Raw genomic sequence first — 16,960 nt, forward strand, 5'->3', positions numbered from 1 at the left:
CGGTCACCGGCCGACGAACTCTGCCGGTGTCCTCGTGAGGAACGCCTCCATGCCGATGCGGGCGTCCTCGCTTGACACCAACCGCACCAGGGCCGGCTGCAATTCCGCCTCAGCCGCCGCGTCACCGTCGCGGACCGCGCGTTTGGCGTTCGCGAGCGCCGCCTGCACGGCCAGCGGCGCCTGTGCCGCGATGCGCTCGGCGATCGCGAGGGCCGCGTCGAATTGGGCGCCGTCGTCCACGACCTCCTGCACCAGCCCCAGCCGATGGGCCTCCGCTGCGTCGAAGAGGTCGCCCGTGAGGATGTACCGCATGGCGTTGCCCCAGCCGACCGCGCGCGGGAACCGCAGCGTCGCACCGCCGAACGGCAGGATGCCGCGCGTCACCTCGATCTGACCGAAGGTCGTCGACCGTGCGGCCACCGCGATGTCCGCCGCGAGCATGAGCTCGATGCCGAGGGTGAGGCAGGTGCCCTGCACGGCCACGACGACCGGCTTGCTGAGGCTCGTGCCAGAGACCTGCCACGGGTCGATGCCGCCCTCGCCGACGAAGGACAGCCCGTCGGCGCCGATGCGCGGCCCGAGGTCGGCGAGGTCGAGGCCCGCCGTGAAGTGGTCACCGACGGCGTACACCAGCCCGACGCGCAGCTCGGGGTCGTGCTCCAGGCGTCCGTACGCATCCGCCAGCGCGCTCAGCAGTTCGAAGTCCGCGGCGTTGCGCTTTTCGGGCCGGTTGAAGCCGATCAGCAGGACGTGGCCTCGCTGCTCGGTGACGATCTTGGGTTCGCTCATGCGCTTCACGCTACCGCCGGGTCAGCCGGCGGTCTCGGGCGGCGCGTCATCGGTGGAGAGATGACGCGGTGGCCGGGCTGTGGAGGAACCTCCCGGCGGCCGCAGCGGGCCGGTGAGAGCACCGAGGATGCGCAGGATCACGGGCAGGTCGCGTCCGGCGGCATCGGGGGATTCCGGCGCGAACTCCGTGACGGCGGCGCCGGCGAGCTCGAACCGTCCGCGCAGCGCCCGGATCGCCTCCGTCAGCTGCTCCGGCGCGATCCCGAACGGCTCCGGATAACCGATTCCCTCGATGGCGGCGGGGTCGAGCACGTCGAGGTCGATGTGCAGGTAGACCGCCGTCGCCCCGGTCGCCTCGACCGCACGGATGAGCGCATCCGGATCATCCAGTTCGCCCGGAGCGATCACGCGCACGCTCTCCGCCTCCACATACGCGCTCTCGCCGTCGTCGAGGGCGCGGGTGCCGGCGAGGATCAGCCGGGACGGGTCGAGCCGGGAGGCGCCGGTCGCCGCCAGACCGTCCGGGGCGTCGCCGAGGAGCGCGCGCACCACCATCCCGTGGAAGGCGCCGGACGGCGACCCTTCGACGTCGTTCAGATCGGCGTGGGCGTCGAACCAGACCAGCGCGACCGAGCCCTCGGGATGCGTCGCGAGGACGTGCTGGACGCTCGCCAGATCCGCCGCGCAGTCGCCGCCGATCGTCACGACCGGCGCCTCGAGCACAGCCAGCTCGGCGGCGGCGAGCTCCCGGACGGCGTTCAGCGACGAGAACCGGTGCACACCCGTGCCGAGGGACTCACCGGCGGATGCGGGCACCGGCACCACGTGCGTCGCACCGGCCGGCAGATCGCCCTGGATCGCCTCCGCCCCGTCGATCAGGCGCATCGCCCGGGACGACCCGGAGCCCTGCCACTGCGGGATGACGAGGAACGACGCTCCGCTCATCCGTTCTCCTTCCACGTCATCGACGGCCCCATCGAGGTCATCGCGTCACTGTCCCGGCGTGTACGGCTCGGACGCGTCGCTGCCGGACGTGACCGCCTGCGGGGTGCCGCCGGACTTGAGGGCGGCGAGCCTCGCCTCCACCTCGGTCATCTCGCCGAGGTCGTCGAGCTGGTTGAACTGGGCGTCGAGGCTGGATGCGGCGAGCTCCTGCGCACCGCGGACCCGGGCCTCCTCGCGCCGGATCTTCTCCTCGAAACGCGAGACCTCGCTGGTCGGGTCGAGGATGTCGATGCTCTTCACCGCGTCCATCACCTGCGCTTGCGCCTGCGCGCTCTTGGCGCGCGCGATGAGCTCGGCGCGCTTGGACTTCAGCTGCTCCAGCTTCTCCTTCATGCCGTTCAGGCCGGCCTTCAGCTTCTCCACCACCTCGGTCTGCGACGCGATCTGCGGCTCGGCGGCCTTCGCCTCGTTCTCGGACGAGATCTGGCGTTGCAGCGCCACCTTGGCGAGGTTGTCGAACTTGTCGGCGTCCGCGGTGTTGCCCGCCGCGCGGTAGCCGTCCGCCTGTTTGCTCGCGGCCAGGGCCTTCGAGCCCCACTCGGCGGCCGCCTCCACGTCCTCCTTGTGGTCGTCCTCGAGCAGGCGCAGGTTGCCGATGGTCTCGGCGATCGCGCTCTCGGCGTCGGCGATGCTGTTGGTGAAGTCGCGGACCATCTGGTCCAGCATCTTCTCCGGGTCCTCGGCCTGGTCGAGGAGCGCGTTGATGTTCGCCTTCAGCAGCTGGGAGATCCGGCCGAAGATGGACTGCTTTGCCATGGTGCTCTTCCTTTCGTCGCCGCCCCCGATCGGGCGATCCTCTGGTGCGGCCGGGCGGACCCGGCCGGGATCAGAAACGTCCGCCGCCGCGTCTGCTGCGCGTCCCGCCGCCGCCGAAGCTGCCCGGGCTGAAGCCGCCGCCACCGCGGCCCCCGCCGCCTCCGCCCCAGCCGCCGCCACCGCCGGACCAGCCGCCTCCGCCGCCTCCGCCGCGGAGGACGGAGTCGATGAGGATGCCGCCGAGGATCGCGCCGATCGCGCCGCTGGTGCTTCCGCCGCCGGAACCGCCGAACATCCCGCCGATCCCGCCGGTCTGGGGCTGGAACCCGCCCACATCCTGCTGGGCGAGCTGCGTCGCCTGGTCGGCGAGCTGGGCCGCGCGCTGCGCCTGCGCCAGAGCGGCCACCGGGTCGGTCGTGGCGGTCTGCTCCGCCTGCGCGACGAGCCGGCCGGCCTCGGCGAGCCTGGTGCGGGCCTCGGCCCCGACGGCGCCCCGGCGCGCGGTGATGAAGTCCTCGCAGGCGGACACGTGCGCCTTGGCAGTGACGAGCGTCTGCTGCAGGGCGGACGCCGCGCGCTGCTGCTGCGCCCGCGCGTCCCTGACGCCCTGCAGCACGCCGTCGATGGACCGGTTCGCCGCGTCCAGGCGCTGGGCGATCTCGAGTGGGTTCACCCGGCCCGCCGCCAGCTTCGCCTTCACGTCGGCGAGGGTCTGCTCGGTGCCGGCGACCGCACCGGACACCGTGCCGCCCGGGTCGCCGGCCGCCGCGATCGTGCGGGCCTCCGCGAGGTCGCTCTCCAGTTCCGGGATGGTGGCGTCGATGCTCTGCTGGCTGGCGGCCAGGTCGGTGCCGAGCCGGTCCACCGCGTCCAGCAGCAGGGCCGCCTGGTCGACGGACTCCTCCGCGGCGCGCACGCCGACGGCGGCGGCGCTCGCCTCGCCGGCGTCCGCCCTCTGCTTCGCCGCCGCGAGGGCGGTCTCGGCGAAGGCGAGTCGCTGCTGGGACTGCTCGATATTGTCGGCGACCGTCGCGAGGGACGCGTCGGTGTAACGCTGCGCGAGCCCCGCGAGCGTCCCCTTCGCCTGATCCTGCCTGCCGTGCAGCTCGGTCACGCGCTGCGCGATCTCGGCGCTCGCCTCCGGGATGCGCTTCTCCAGCGCCCGCAGTTCGTCGAACGCGTCGGCCTGCTTGTCGAGCGCTTCGTTCGCCGCGGCGCACAGCTGCACGATGCGGATGTTCCACTCGCGGCGCTGCTCGTCGGTGTCCGGCTCCGCGTCGTCCAGCTTCTGCTTGATCCGGAACGCCTCCGTGAGCTGCTGCTTCGCCCCGTCCAGCGCTGCCTGGAAGGGCACGACCGCGTCCGCGCCGTATTGCGCCGTCGCGAAGCCCAGCTCCTCCTCGCTGGTGCGGACCGCGTCGTCGGTCTGCACCAGGGCGGAGCCCGCGCGGCGCTCCAGGTCCGCGATCGGCTGGGTCTGCAGCTCGCTCTGCGGGGCCTGTTTCGCCGCCGTCTTGGAGCGTCCGCGTCCCCGCACCAGGACGAACACCACGATGCCGATCACGATCACCCCGGCCAGGAACACCCAGAAGAAGACGCCGCCTCCGCCTCCACCGCCGACGGCGTTGCCGAGACCATCCGCTGCGGCGACGGCGGCGCCCGCCCAGTCGCCGGCGTGCAGCTTCGGCTCGATGTCGTCCCGCTCGATCTGAGAGAGCTGGTCCTCGCTGACCGGACCGCTGTCGTCGCCGCTCAGGTAGTAGGCGCGGCCGTCCGTTGCGACGGCGAGGAGGTAGTCCGTCGGGCCGAGGTTGTTGCGGGCCGCGGTCTCGTTGGCCCAGTCCGCTGCGTCGGCCGGGTTCGTGAAGCGGTCGACGTAGACCACGTACAGGTCGATCTTGTGCCCGCTGTACAGCGATGCCGCGGCGTCGTCGATCTTCTCGGTGTCGCCGGGGGAGAGGACGCCGGCCTGGTCGAGAACGTGACCGGAGCCGAGATCCACGGGGTCGGCGGCCATCGCGGCCGGTGCTGCTCCGAGGACCACGCCGGTCAGCAGACCGGCCGTCATCAGGAACCCCGCCACGAAACGCCTCACGCCCATGCATCGACCCTTTCGAGGTTTCCTGTCACCAAGCCGAGTCTATTGACGGCCCCGGACGCTGTCACTGTTGCGGGCTGTTACGCGTGCGGCTGCGGGACGCGGGCACGCGAGGCAGGATGGTCGACATGTCCGAGGCCCTCCGCACGCTCGCCGTCGTCGAGGCGACGCGCTTCCGCGGGCACGATCCGGCGTATCACGCGTACGTGCAGATCCTGGTCGGACGGGTGATCGCCGGAGCGCAGGAGCAGGGCTGGACGGTCGTCCGGCTCGCCGCCGACCAGGGCGCGGAGGCACTCCTCGCCCGCACCGAGCGCGCGGACGGCGTCGTGATCGTCGGGGGAGAGGACATCGCACCGCGCTTCTACGGAGGCGCGCAGGGGTACCCGGGCGAGAGCCGTCACCTGGAGGTCGCGGACGAGGCCCAGCTTCGCCTCGCGCGCCGGGCCGTCGAGCGCGGCATCCCGCTGCTCGGCATCTGCCGCGGCCTGCAGATCGTGAACGTCGCGCTGGGCGGCACGCTGGTCCAGGACCTCGGAGAGAGCGTTCACGTCAACCGCGGAGTGCCGATCCCGGAGGTGCTGACGACGCATCCCGTTCTCCTGGAGCCGGGAAGCCGCGTGGAGGCGCTGCTCGGCGCCACGGTCGCCGACGTCCGCAGCGCCCACCACCAGGCGGTGGATGCCCTCGGCGCCGGGCTGGTCGTCACGGGCCGCGCCCCCGACGGACACATCGAGGCGATCGAGCACGAGAGCGCCCCGGTGCTCGCGGTGCAGTGGCACCCCGAGGACCCGGCCGCGCCGGCCGGCCAGCTGGACGCGCTGCTCGGTGCGTTGCGGCTGCGGGTCGCCGCCGCGGCCTGAGCCGCGTCGGCCGCTTGCACGGTCGCCGCATCCGGAGATTCGGGGCGACACGCCGCCGCACGCTCCGTCGTTCCGGTGATGTGACGCGAAGCGCGGCATATCTCCGGAGTTGCGGAGGTGAGCAGGACGCCCGTCTCAGGCCGGCCAGCCCGCGTCCCCGACGAGCGGCACGAAGGCGACACCGCCGAGGTTGGTCTCCCGCAGGCTGCGATCGGGCAGCAGCTCGAAGGCCGCCAGCCGCTGCATCCCGCCCGGACGCCCGACCGGCATGACGATCCGGCCTCCCGGCTTCAGCTGCTCCACGAGCGCGGGCGGCACGGACGGCCCGGTCGCGGCCACCAGGATGGCGTCGTACGGCGCGCGCGCAGGCCAGCCGAGCGTGCCGTCGCCGGTCTCAACGTCCACGCGGAAACCGAGCGCCTCGAGCGTCGCCGCTGCCGACAGCGCCAGCCCGGGATGCCGCTCGACGCTGACGACGTGCAACGCCAGCTCGGCCGCGACCGCCGCCGCGTAACCCGAGCCGGTGCCGATGTCGAGGACGCTGTCCTCCGGGCCGATCCGCGCGGCCTCCAGCATCAGGGCGACGATGTACGGCTGGCTGATCGTCTGACCATCGCCGATCGGGAGCGGGTGGTCCTCGTAGGCGTACGGTGCGGAGCGCTCCGGCACGAACTCGTGGCGCGGGACGCGTCCCATCGCACCGAGGACCCTCTGGTCCCGGATCCCGCGGGGGACGAGCTGCTCCTCGACCATCCGCCTGCGCTCGGCTTCGTAGTCCCTGTCCGTGAGGCTATTGAACCACCGCGGCCGGTCGCTCCTGAAGGCTCGAAACCGCGACGGAGCGTGCGGCGGCGTCGGCGCCGGCGGCCTCCAGCGCGAGCAGTGCCGCGCCCAGGATCGGCGCAGCGGTGACGAGCTCGATCCGCGCGAGCGGCGCACGCTCCGCGAGCCCACGCTCGATGCCGCCCATCAGCCGAGCGTCGCCGGAACCGACGATGCCGCCGCCGAGGACGACGGGGACGGGACGGCCGAGCAGGTCGAGACGGCGCAGGGTCGTCGCGGCGAACGCGACGATCTCCTCCGCCTGGCGATCGACGAGTGAGGCCGCGACCGCGTCGCCGTCCCTGGCCGCAGCGAACACCGACGGGGCGATCTGCGCGAGCTCTGCGTTCGGGATGCGCCCGAAGTGCAGCGCCTCGATCACGTCCTGCACCTCGTCCAGCCCGTAGACCTCGGGGATGAGCGCGGCCAGCGCCGTCGCCGGGCCCCGGCCGTCGACCGCGCGCGCCGCGTGCCACAACGCCTGCTCGCCGAGGTGCCAGCCGCCTCCCCAGTCGCCGGAGGTCATCCCGAGCGACGGGTAGCGCACGACGGCGCCGTCCGCGCGCACGCCGACGCAGTTGATCCCGGTGCCGCAGACCACCGCGACGGCGTCCGGCTCGCTGGTGCCCGCGCGCAGCAGCGCGAACAGGTCGTTGTCGACGATCGCGTCGGCCCAGGCGTAGCCGGAGATGCCGTCGCGGAACGCCGCGACCTCGGCGGGAAGGTCGAGCCCGGAGAGGTAGATCGCGGCGGCGGCGAGCGGCCGGTCGCCGGTCTGCGCGAGCAGCCGCTCGATGAGGTCGTCGACGAGCCCGGCCGCCTCGGTCATCCCGATGATGTGCGGGCTGGAGGTGCCGCCGCGTGCCGTCGCGATCACGGTGCCGTCGAGCTCCAGCGCCACCGCGTCGGTCTTCGAGCCGCCGCCGTCGACGGCGACCACGATCGGTCGCTGATCGCTCACTTCGCCCACGCCAGGTGCTCCCGATTGCCGGCGATCAGCAGGTCGGTCAGCTTCTCCGCCCGCTCGTACTGGCCGACGAGGGGATGCGCGAGCATCGCGCGCAGCACCCGGTCGCGTCCGCCGTGCACCGCCGCGTCGAGCGCGAGCCGCTCGTAGCCGGCGACGTGACCGATGAGCCCGGCCAGGTCGGCCGGCAGCGGCTCGATCGGAAGGGCGCGGACACCATCCGCGCCGACGGTCGCCGACACTTCGATCACGTGGTCGTCGGGCAGGAACGGAAGCGAGCCGTCGTTGCGCAGGTTCACGACCTGCACGTCGCCGCGGTCGCCGGTCAGCGACGCGATCAGGTCGACGGCCGCCTCCGAATAGAAGGCGCCGCCGCGCTGGGCGAGCTGCTCCGGCTTGGTGTCGACGGACGGGTCGGCGTACAGGTCGAGCAGCTCGTGCTCCACCTTCCGCACCGCCTCCGCGCGGGTCGGCGCATTCAGCTGCTCCCGGAGCACCTCGTCGTGCGCGTAGTAGTAGCGCAGGTAGTAGCTGGGCACGCTGCCGAGCAGCGAGATGAGCGACGCGGGCAGCTCGATCTCCTCGGCCAGCTCGCCGAGGTGGGCGCCGAGCAGGTCGGGGAGCCTGTCGATGCCGCCGACGGCGACGGACCGCTCCCAGGTGAGGTGGTTGAGCCCGACGTGCCCGAGCGCGACCTCGGTGTGATCGACGCCGAGGAGCTTCGCGAACCGGCGCTGGAAGCCGATGGCCACGTTGCAGAGGCCCACCGCACGGTGCCCCTCCTGCAGCAGCGCGCGGGTGACGATGCCGACGGGATTGGTGAAGTCGACGATCCACGCGCCCGGCTTGGCGTGCCTGCGGACGACGTCGGCCACGTTCAGGACGACGGGAACGGTCCGCAGCGCCTTCGCGAAGCCGCCCGGCCCGGTGGTCTCCTGGCCGATGCAGCCGCACTCGTGCGGGAACGTCTCGTCGCCCTGGCGGGCGTCCTGCCCGCCGACACGCAGCTGGATCAGCACCGCGTCCGCGTCGGAGACACCCGCCACGAGGTCGCTGGTGGGCACGATGCGCCCGGGGTGCCCGGCCGCCCGGAACATCCGCTCGCTCATCCCGCCCACCAGGCGCAGCCGGTCGGGGTCGGTGTCGACGAGCCAGAGCTCCTCGATCGGCAGCAGCTCGCGCAGCCGCGCGAAGCCGTCGATGAGCTCGGGGGTGTAGGTGGATCCGCCACCCACGACTGCCAGTTTCACGCGCTATCCCTTCACGCCGGTGAGTGTGATGCCCTCCACGAAGACGCGTTGGGCGAAGAAGAAGATGATGACGACCGGCACGGTGACGAGCATCGTCATCGCCATGGTCAGCCCCCAGTCGGTGCCGTGGACGCCCCGGAACGAGGCGAGCCCGTAGGCGACCGGCCACGAAGCCGGGTTCTCCGAGGTGTAGAGCAGGGGACCGTAGTAGTCGTTCCACGAGTTGAAGAACATGAAGATCGCGGTCGCCGCGATCCCCGGCTTCGCCATCGGCAGCACGACCCTCCAGAGCACGCCGAACTCGCCGTTGCCGTCGATCCGGGCGGCGTCCGAGTACTCGGTCGGGATCGTCAGGAAGAACTGCCGCAGCAGGAAGATCGAGAACGCGTCGCCGAGCAGGTTCGGCAGGATGAGCGGCCAGAGCGTGCCGGTCAGGCCGAGCTGCGACCACATCACGTAGATCGGGATGGCCGTCACCTGCGGCGGCAGCAGCATCGCGATGATGATCGCGGTGAACAGCACGCCGGAGCCGCGGAAGCGGATCTTGGCGAGCGCGTACGCGGCCGGCACCGAGGAGATCAGCATGAACGCGGTGGCGAGCACGGCGTACATCGCCGAGTTCGCGAACCACTGCGCGAGCGGCACCGTCGTGAAGACGGTCACATAGTTCTTCCACTCGAACGGCTGCGGCCAGAGCGACGCGGTGAGCGTCTGCGTGCTCGACATCAGCGAGGTCAGCAGCACGAACACCACCGGCGCGATGAACAGCACGGCGAGCACGATCAGTACGGCGTGCTCGGCGATCCAGCCGAGGATGCGCCGGGTGCGCAGCGAGCGCGGCGAGCGGATCCGGCGCTGCGGTGGAGCGGCTCGGCCGGCGGAGCCGGAAGGGGCCGGCCGGACGGGGGCAGAGGTCGCTGAGGTCATTGCGCGCCTTCCGGGGTGAACGCCTTGAACCGGCGCAGGAGCAGGATGAGCACGAACGCGGCCACGATGAACAGCAGCACGGCGAGCGCCGACGCGTAGCCGAGCTGGTAGGTGCCGAAGCCGCGGACGTAGAGCCACTGGGTGTAGGTCAGGAGCGAGCCGTCCGGGTAGCCGAGCGTGTTGCCGATGCCTTCGCCGACGACCGCCTTGCCGCTGGCGACGGAGGAGGCGACCGCCGCCTCCGTGAAGTACTGGATCGCCGCGATCACCCCCGTCACCGCGGCGAACAGCAGGACGGGCGCGATGCTCGGCAGCGTCACGTAGCGCACCTTCTGCACGCCGTTCGCGCCGTCCAGGCCCGCGGCCTCGTACTGCTCGCGCGGCACATCCAGCAGGGCGGCGAGGAAGATGATCATGATGTCGCCCATCACCCAGATGCCGAGCAGCACCAGCGAGGGCTTCGACCAGGCCGGATCGTTGAACCAGAGCGGACCCTTGATGCCGAACCAGGCGAGCACCTGGTTGACGGGACCGGTGCCCGGGTTGAACAGGAACACGAACGCGACAACGCTCGCGACCGGCGGCACCAGAGCCGGCAGGTAGAACACCGTCCGCCAGAAGCCGGATGCGCGCCGCGCGCGGGCAAGGAGACCTGCGATGATCAGCGCGAACGCCGTCTTCACCGGCACCCAGATCACGACGAACCACAGGGTGTTCAGCGTCGCCAGCCAGACGTTCGGGTCCTGCGTGAACAGGTACTGGTAGTTGCGCAGGCCGATCCACTGCGGAGGGGAGACCAGGTCGAACCGGGTGAACGAGTAGTAGAGGGAGGCGATCAGCGGGTACACGAAGAAGATCGCGAGGCCGAGCAGCGCCGGCGCGAGCAGCGCCAGCGTCACCAGGTTGCGGCGCCTCCGCGAGCGGGAGGGGCGCGCGGGGCGGGCGGTCGCCCGCCCCGCGCTCTGTGCGGTGGTGGTCACGTCACGGACCCGTCGCGAGGGCGAGCGCGTCGTCGATCTGCTTGTCCACCGACTTCAGCCCGGCGTCGATGTCGCCGCCCTGGCTCTGGTATTTGTTCCACCAGTCCTGGAACGAGTTCTGGTAGCCGGCGCCGAGCGGGCTCGCGGGCGTCGTCATCACGTTCTTGTTCGAGGAGATGTCGAGGAAGGTCTTGAACTGCGGGGAGACCTCCAGCTTCGGCGAGGCGAGCGCATCCTTCGTGGTCGGCACGTTCTTCAGGCCGTTGGCGAGCTTCACGACCGCGTCCGTGTCCGTGGTGAGGTACTTCAGCAGCGTCCAGGCCAGCTCCGGGTTCTTGGAGCCCTTGGAGATGCCGATGATGTTGCCGGTGATGTACCCGCCGCCGTACAGGTCGGTGTGGCCGTCGGCCGTCGGGAACGGCGCGGTGCCGTAGTCGAGACCCTTCGCCTGGTCGTCGATGAACGCGGTGCGGTACTCGCCGTCCATGTTCATCGCCACCTGGCCGGTCTGGAACGCGTTGTCCGCCGAGAACTCCTGGCCGAGGCCGGAGGTGAAGGTGTTCAGCTTGTCCCAGCCGATCTTGTCCACGTAGGCCTTCTGCCACTGGATGAGCTCCTTCCAGCCGGGAGAGGAGGAGATCGCGCTCGTTCCGTCGGCCTTCAGCCACTCGGCGCCTGCGGCCGGGCCATAGTGCGCTGCAGAGTTCTCGTACCAGCCCATCGTGGGGTTGAAGCCGAGGGTCTTGATGGAGCCGTCCGGGTTGAACGTCGTCAGCTTCTGCGCCATCGACTCCAGCTCGCCGAGTGTCTTCGGCGGCTCGGTGAACCCGGCCGCCTGCAGCAGCTTCTTGTTGTAGTAGAGGCCGTAGACGTCGGCGAGCATGGGCATCGCGCAGCGGTTGCCCTTGAACTCCGTGTAGGACTTCACGGTGTCGCTGAACTGGCTCATGTCGACCTTGTCGCGCTCGATCACCTTGTTGAGCGAGCGGAAGGCGCCGTTGGAGCAGAAGTTGCCGACGATGTCGGTGGAGTAGGAGAGGCCGACGTCGACCTTGCTGCCGGTGGCGATCGCCTTCTGCAGCTTCTCGTCGTCCTGGCCGGAGTGGACGTCCACTTTGATCTTCGGGTACTTCTTCTCGAAGTCGTCGACGACCGACTGGATGACCTTCGCCTCCCGGTCGGAGAAGAAGTGCCAGAACGAGACCGTGCCGGAGAGGTCGGAGGGTGCGGAGTCCTGGAAGGACGATCCGCCGGATCCGCCGGAGCAGCCGGCGAGGGCGAGCGCGGCGGCCGCGGCGACCGCGGCTGCTGCGAGGAGAGACGAGTGTTTCACGGGTGGTTTCCTCACTGATTCCTTCTCGTGATGCTTCGAATGGATGGGACGTGCCTGGTGCTGGTGCGGGGTGGTTTTGTCCTAGACCGCGATCCGGGACACCTCGGCGAAGAGCGCGTCGCGCACTTCGGAGAGCAGGTGCACGCGCGCGCCCCGCAGGACGGGGTGCGCGGGGACGCCGGTGGCGACGACGGTGGGGGAGCCCCACCGCTCGCGCAACTGGTCGGCGACGAGGTCGGCGAGGCGCGGGCCGAAGGCGGCGCCGGTGGGACCGCCGAGCACGACCCGCTCCGGGTCGAGCAGGGCGAGGACGGGGACGACGCCGACCGCGACGCGCGTCGCGAGCTCGGCGAGGAGGGGGTCGGGAGCCCCGTCGGCGGTGACGGCCGCGAGCGCCGCCTCGTAACCGTCCGGAAGGCCGTGGGCGGCGGCGATCCGCGCGACGGTCGGGCCTCCGATGAGGTCCTGGAGATCCTGGGCGTCGGGGTCGAGCTCGGCGGCGGCGCGCGGGATGGGCAGGTAGCCGATCTCGCCCGCTCCGCCCGACGCCCCGCGGTGCACGGCGCCGGCCTGGTCGACGGCGAGGCCGAGGCCGTCGCCCATCCAGAGCAGCGCGAACCCGCCGGTGTCCTGTCCGGCGCCGTCGGTGCGCTCGGAGATCGCCGCCAGGTTCACGTCGTTGTCGATGTGGGCGGCGACGCCGAGGGCGTCTTCGAGCCGGGCGCGGATGCCGCGCTTGGTCCAGCCGGGGAGCGTCTCGATGTAGGTCAGCTCGTCCGTGCGCGGATCGAGCGCGCCCTGAACGCCGATGCTGACGGCGCGCACCCGCTCGCTGTCGACCCCGGCGGCGTCGCAGGCGGCGTCGATCGCGAGCCGCAGGTCCTCCTCGGGTCCGCGGGTCTCCAGCGGGACCACGGCGATGGGGTGCTCGGCGCCCGACGCGTCCACGACCGTCGAGCGCAGATGCGCCGCGTCGATGTCGACCGCGACGCCGAGCATCCGGTCGGTGCGCACGGCGTAGCCGGCGGCGTTCGGTCCGCGGCCGGCGGACACCTCGCCGACGACGTGGATGAGGCCGGCGGTCTCCAGACGCGACACCATCTGCGCCGCCGTGGGCTTGGAGAGCCCGGACAGCTCACCGATCCTGGTGCGCGTGAGGACGCCGTGTTCGAGCAGCAGGGCGAGGGCCGTCCTGTCGTTCGTCTCGCGCAGCCAGGCGGGTGTTCCGCGTACCGGTGTGCCGGCCATCCCTCGTCCCTTCGTCGGGTTGCGAAGAATGTATCAGGAAACTTTCTTTATAGAAATAGCGGATGCGAAATCGTGATGAGGGGGACGCGACATGCCGCCGCCCGGGCGGGGGCGCGGCGTGTCGAGTCCCCTGTGCGGGACGAGCGGCCGGACGGTCTACCCGAACGCGCGGGCGTGGTCGACGAGACGGTCGAACGCCGCATCCAGATCCGGGTCGAAGCGCTGGCGCTCCGCGTCGGCGAGGTACCAGTCGACGATCTCGCCGGCGCCGTGCGCGAACGGCACCTGCGCCCGGAACTCCGGCACGAGCGCCTTCACCTTGCTGTTGTCGAACTGCATCGAGTGCGCCTTGTCGCCCAGCAGGCCGGGGCCGAGCTCGGGGACGACCGCCGCGATGGACTCGCTGGCCACGTGGACGAGTTCCGCCTCGACGCCGAGGGCCTCCGCCAGGTAGCAGTAGATCTGGTCCCACGTCGGAGCCTCGTCCGAGGTGATGTGGAAGCTGTCGCCCACCGCCTCGGGCCGGCCGAGCAGCCCGGCGAACGCGACGGCGAAATCGGTGTTGTGGGTGATCGTCCAGCGGCTGGACCCATCCCCGTGCACCACCACGGGCGCGCCGCGGCGCATCCGCTCCAGGTCGGTCCAGTGGCCGCTGGTCGGGATCATGGTGCGGTCGTAGGTGTGCGACGGCCGGACGATCGTGATCGGGAAGCCGCGCTCGCGGTAGGCCTCCACGAGCAGTTCCTCGCACGCGATCTTGTCGCGCGAGTACTGCCAGAACGGGTTGCGCAGCGGAGTGGACTCGGTGACGGGCATCCGGGACGGCGGGGTCTGGTACGCCGAGGCCGAGCTGATGAACACGTACTGCCCGACCCTGCCCTCGAACAGGTCGAAGTCGGTGCGGATGTGGTCGGGCGTGAAGGCGAGGAACTCCGCAGCCACGTCGAAGCTGCGCTCGCCGAGGACGGCGTGCACGCTCACCGGGTCGCGGATGTCGGCGTGCAGCACCTCCACTCCGTCCGGCAGTGGGCGCAGAGCACTGGAACCGCGGTTCACGACGGTGACGTCGTGGCCGTTCTCCAGCGCCCGCGCGACGCACGCGGAGCTGATGACCCCCGTGCCGCCGATGAAGAGTGTCCGTGTTGCAGCCATACCTCATTCACTCCTAACGCGTCGTCGCCACAGGCGTCCCCCGAAGCCCTCAGACTAGTCCGGTGTCCGCGTCGGGATGAAGCGCGCCGGACGGTCGGATGCGAGACCGCAGGCGTACAGTGCGTTGCGCCCACCGCATCCCGCCCCGGAAGGAGCCCCGCTCGACGTGTCCCTGCGTACCTGGCCCGGACTTGCCATCTCCTGCCTGCTCGCCATCGTCGCCGCCGTGCTCATCACGGCGATCGTCGGGCTGATCCTGCGCTCGGTGGGGCGCAGACGCGAGTGGCCGGCGCTCCTGATCAAGCGGGCGCGCGTGCCGTTCCGGCTGTTCATCGCGGTGATCGCGCTGTGGATCGCGGTGACCATCAGCCTGCCGGCCGAGGCCACCGCCGACTGGGCGGACGGGATCCACCACGCGTTCCTGATCCTCGCGATCGCGACGGGGGTGTGGTTCGCGGCGGCGCTCGCCGTGTTCGTCGAGGACCTGGGCCTCGCCCGGTACCGGGTGGACGTGCCGGACAACCGCTACGCGCGCAAGGTCCGCACACAGGTGCTCATCATCCGCCGGCTGACCGTGGTCGCGGCCGTCGTGATCGGCCTCGGCGCCGTGCTGCTCACCTTCCCCGCGCTGCAGGCCGCCGGGGCGAGCATCCTGGCCTCCGCCGGTGTGATCGGCATCATCGCCGGTGTCGCGGCGCAGTCGAGCCTCGCGAACCTGTTCGCCGGCATCCAGCTCGCCTTCAGCGACGCGATCCGCATCGACGACGTGGTCGTGGTCGAGCAGCAGTGGGGGACCGTCGAGGAGATCACGCTGACCTACGTCGTCGTACACATCTGGGACGACCGGCGGCTCGTGCTCCCGTCGACGCAGTTCACCACCAAGCCGTTCGAGAACTGGACGCGACAGCACAGCGAACTGCTCGGCTCGGTGGAGTTCGACCTCGACTGGCGGGTCTCACCCGGCGGGATGCGGGCCGAGCTGAACCGGGTGCTCGCCGGCACCGATCTGTGGGACGGCCGCACCGGCGTCCTGCAGGTGACGGACGCGGTGGGCGGCTGGGTGCGCGTGCGCGTGCTCGTCACCGCGAGGGACGCGCCGACGCTGTTCGACCTGCGTTGCCTGGTGCGCGAGCGGCTCATCGACTGGATGCAGCGCTACTCGGACGCCTCCCTCCCGCGCACCCGCGTGGAGATGGTGGCGGCGCCCGAGCGCACGGTACCGACCGCGCGCGCCCAGGCGCACACGGCCGACGACGCGCGGCTCTTCGGCGGGTCGCCGGAGGCGGAGCAGCGCGCCGCCCAGTTCACTGACGCGATCCCGATCCAGGCGGATCCGGGCGAGTCGGCGGAGAAGGCGGCCGGGCCAAGCGCTTCGAGACGGAACGACCCGGACGCCCCGCTCAACTGACCGAGGCGACCGCCGCGAGCACGGCGTCCAGCACAACCTGCGTCGCGGAGAGCATCGAGACGTGGCCGGCCGGCGCCTCGGTGATCGTCGCGCCCGCCCGCTCGGCCATCCGGCGCTGGAGGGCGGGCGGGATCACCCTGTCTTCGGTGCCGACGACCGCCCAGCTGGGGATGCTCTTCCAGGCACCGGCGCCGGCGGGCGAGGTGTTCGCCTGCAGGGTGATCGGCCGCTGGGTGGCCAGGATGAGGCCGCGGTCCGGCTCCGGGAGGTCCTGGGCGAAGGCCGTGTGCACCGTCTCCGGCTTCAGGTATGCGTCGACATCGCCCTCCGGTGCACCGGGGTAGACGACGAAGTCGAGCACCGTCGTCGGGTCGGGCACGTCGAGCGCCGAGCCGGACCCGCCGAGCAGCTGGAACACGGTCTCGCCCTCGTCTGGCACGAACGCGTCGGCGTACACGAGCGCGCGCACGTCCCCGCCGAGGAGTCCGGCGCCGCTGATCACAGCGCCTCCGTAGGAGTGGCCGCAGAGGACGACCGGACCGCTGGTGTGCTGGGCGAGGAAGGCGCCGACGTAGGCGGCGTCGCCGGAGAGCCCGCGCAGCGGGTTCGGCGGGAGGAGGACGCTGTGGCCGCGCTCCAGCAGGGCGGTCGTGACCGGGTTCCAGCTGGATGCGTCGGCCCAGGCCCCGTGGACGAGGACGATGGTGGGCTCTGACATGGCGGCAGAGTAGGGGAGCCGCGCCGCGTGCGTCTACGGTGCTCCCGCACTGTTCACGCGCCGGAAACCCGCCCGCCCGCTATCAGGGAACTCACAGCGGCGGCGGGACCATCCCGGGGCCGCACGCTGTTCTTCTCACTGACGGCGTCGCAGCCAGCGCCGCCGCACCGAGGAGGAAACGTGACACAGGACTACCGCAAGGACCAGGACGCCATCGAGCGGCTCACCCCCGCGCAGTACGCGGTCACCCAGGAGGCGGCGACAGAGCCGGCCTTCCGCAACGAGTTCTGGAACAACCACGAGGAGGGCCTGTACGTCGACATCGTCTCGGGCGAGCCCCTCTTCGCGTCCGTGGACAAGTATGACAGCCGCTCCGGCTGGCCCAGCTTCACGGTGCCCGTCGACCCCGCCAACATCGTCGAGAAGGCCGACAACAGCTACGGGATGCGCAGGGTGGAGGTGCGCTCCGCCCACGGCGACAGCCACCTCGGCCACCTGTTCGACGACGGCCCCGCCGAGGCCGGCGGCCTGCGCTACTGCATCAACTCCGCCGCCCTCCGGTTCGTCCCGCTCGCCCAGCTGGACGCCGCGGGCTACGGCGACTACCGCCACCTGTTCGAGAAGTAGGAAAGAAGGAGAATCAG

The 16,960-nt window shown here is 71.3% G+C and carries 16 protein-coding genes; 3 read left to right on the top strand and 13 right to left on the bottom strand.

The window, feature by feature from the left end:
• Positions 1-3: 3 nt before the first annotated feature.
• The 4 genes from AAME72_RS13645 to AAME72_RS13660 all read right to left on the bottom strand — a co-directional run bounded on the left by AAME72_RS13645 (position 4) and on the right by AAME72_RS13660 (position 4,651).
• On the bottom strand, positions 4-789 hold the full coding sequence (locus AAME72_RS13645; protein WP_348787099.1) for a crotonase/enoyl-CoA hydratase family protein: 786 nt from the start codon (positions 787-789) through the stop codon (positions 4-6).
• Between the two features lie 21 nt (positions 790-810).
• Complete coding sequence (locus tag AAME72_RS13650; RefSeq protein WP_348787100.1) at positions 811-1,734, bottom strand: arginase family protein; 924 nt, start codon at positions 1,732-1,734, stop codon at positions 811-813.
• A 45-nt stretch (positions 1,735-1,779) separates the two neighbouring features.
• On the bottom strand, positions 1,780-2,550 hold the full coding sequence (locus AAME72_RS13655; RefSeq protein WP_348787101.1) for a PspA/IM30 family protein: 771 nt from the start codon (positions 2,548-2,550) through the stop codon (positions 1,780-1,782).
• A gap of 70 nt (positions 2,551-2,620) precedes the next feature.
• Complete coding sequence (locus AAME72_RS13660) at positions 2,621-4,651, bottom strand: TPM domain-containing protein (RefSeq protein WP_348787102.1); 2,031 nt, start codon at positions 4,649-4,651, stop codon at positions 2,621-2,623.
• Between the two features lie 125 nt (positions 4,652-4,776).
• Between AAME72_RS13660 and AAME72_RS13665 the strand changes: the two genes are divergently transcribed.
• Positions 4,777-5,511, top strand: coding sequence for a gamma-glutamyl-gamma-aminobutyrate hydrolase family protein (locus AAME72_RS13665; protein ID WP_348787103.1), 735 nt, complete (start codon positions 4,777-4,779; stop codon positions 5,509-5,511).
• Positions 5,512-5,646: 135 nt separating this feature from the next.
• On the opposite strand, the gene AAME72_RS13670 is transcribed toward AAME72_RS13665, so the two are convergent.
• The 8 genes from AAME72_RS13670 to AAME72_RS13705 all read right to left on the bottom strand — a co-directional run bounded on the left by AAME72_RS13670 (position 5,647) and on the right by AAME72_RS13705 (position 14,190).
• Positions 5,647-6,417: a protein-L-isoaspartate(D-aspartate) O-methyltransferase gene (locus AAME72_RS13670; protein WP_348790136.1), complete on the bottom strand. Its 771-nt coding sequence runs from the start codon at positions 6,415-6,417 to the stop codon at positions 5,647-5,649.
• Positions 6,302-7,294, bottom strand: a complete 993-nt coding sequence (locus tag AAME72_RS13675; RefSeq protein ID WP_348787104.1) for a BadF/BadG/BcrA/BcrD ATPase family protein — start codon at positions 7,292-7,294, stop codon at positions 6,302-6,304. The genes AAME72_RS13670 and AAME72_RS13675 overlap by 116 nt, the downstream gene beginning before the upstream one ends.
• Positions 7,291-8,550: a 6-phospho-beta-glucosidase gene (locus AAME72_RS13680; RefSeq protein WP_348787105.1), complete on the bottom strand. Its 1,260-nt coding sequence runs from the start codon at positions 8,548-8,550 to the stop codon at positions 7,291-7,293. The genes AAME72_RS13675 and AAME72_RS13680 overlap by 4 nt, the downstream gene beginning before the upstream one ends.
• Before the next feature lie 3 nt (positions 8,551-8,553).
• Entirely contained in the window at positions 8,554-9,477 is a 924-nt protein-coding gene (locus tag AAME72_RS13685) for a carbohydrate ABC transporter permease (protein ID WP_348787106.1), read from the bottom strand.
• The gene (locus AAME72_RS13690) at positions 9,474-10,457 is read right to left on the bottom strand and encodes a sugar ABC transporter permease (RefSeq protein ID WP_348787107.1); all 984 of its coding nucleotides are present in this window, start codon (positions 10,455-10,457) and stop codon (positions 9,474-9,476) included. Before AAME72_RS13690 ends, AAME72_RS13685 begins: the two co-directional genes overlap by 4 nt.
• Position 10,458: 1 nt before the next feature.
• Positions 10,459-11,790, bottom strand: coding sequence for an ABC transporter substrate-binding protein (locus tag AAME72_RS13695; protein ID WP_348787108.1), 1,332 nt, complete (start codon positions 11,788-11,790; stop codon positions 10,459-10,461).
• An 81-nt stretch (positions 11,791-11,871) separates the two neighbouring features.
• A complete protein-coding gene (locus AAME72_RS13700; RefSeq protein ID WP_348787109.1) occupies positions 11,872-13,038 on the bottom strand; it encodes an ROK family transcriptional regulator in 1,167 nt (388 codons plus the stop codon).
• Between the two features lie 156 nt (positions 13,039-13,194).
• Positions 13,195-14,190: an SDR family oxidoreductase gene (locus tag AAME72_RS13705; protein WP_348787110.1), complete on the bottom strand. Its 996-nt coding sequence runs from the start codon at positions 14,188-14,190 to the stop codon at positions 13,195-13,197.
• Positions 14,191-14,356: 166 nt separating this feature from the next.
• On the opposite strand from AAME72_RS13705, the gene AAME72_RS13710 reads away from it, so the two are divergent.
• Positions 14,357-15,598 carry a mechanosensitive ion channel domain-containing protein gene (locus AAME72_RS13710; protein WP_348787111.1) on the top strand — a complete coding sequence of 414 codons (1,242 nt, stop codon included), beginning with the start codon at positions 14,357-14,359 and terminating at the stop codon, positions 15,596-15,598.
• Here the strand turns inward: AAME72_RS13710 and AAME72_RS13715 are convergent.
• Positions 15,591-16,316: an alpha/beta hydrolase gene (locus AAME72_RS13715; protein WP_348787112.1), complete on the bottom strand. Its 726-nt coding sequence runs from the start codon at positions 16,314-16,316 to the stop codon at positions 15,591-15,593. The genes AAME72_RS13710 and AAME72_RS13715 overlap by 8 nt on opposite strands.
• A gap of 180 nt (positions 16,317-16,496) precedes the next feature.
• On the opposite strand from AAME72_RS13715, the gene msrB reads away from it, so the two are divergent.
• On the top strand, positions 16,497-16,943 hold the full coding sequence (gene msrB / locus AAME72_RS13720; RefSeq protein WP_348787113.1) for a peptide-methionine (R)-S-oxide reductase MsrB: 447 nt from the start codon (positions 16,497-16,499) through the stop codon (positions 16,941-16,943).
• Positions 16,944-16,960 lie beyond the last annotated feature (17 nt).

The organism is Leifsonia sp. NPDC080035, assembly GCF_040050925.1.
Taxonomy (GTDB): domain Bacteria; phylum Actinomycetota; class Actinomycetes; order Actinomycetales; family Microbacteriaceae; genus Leifsonia.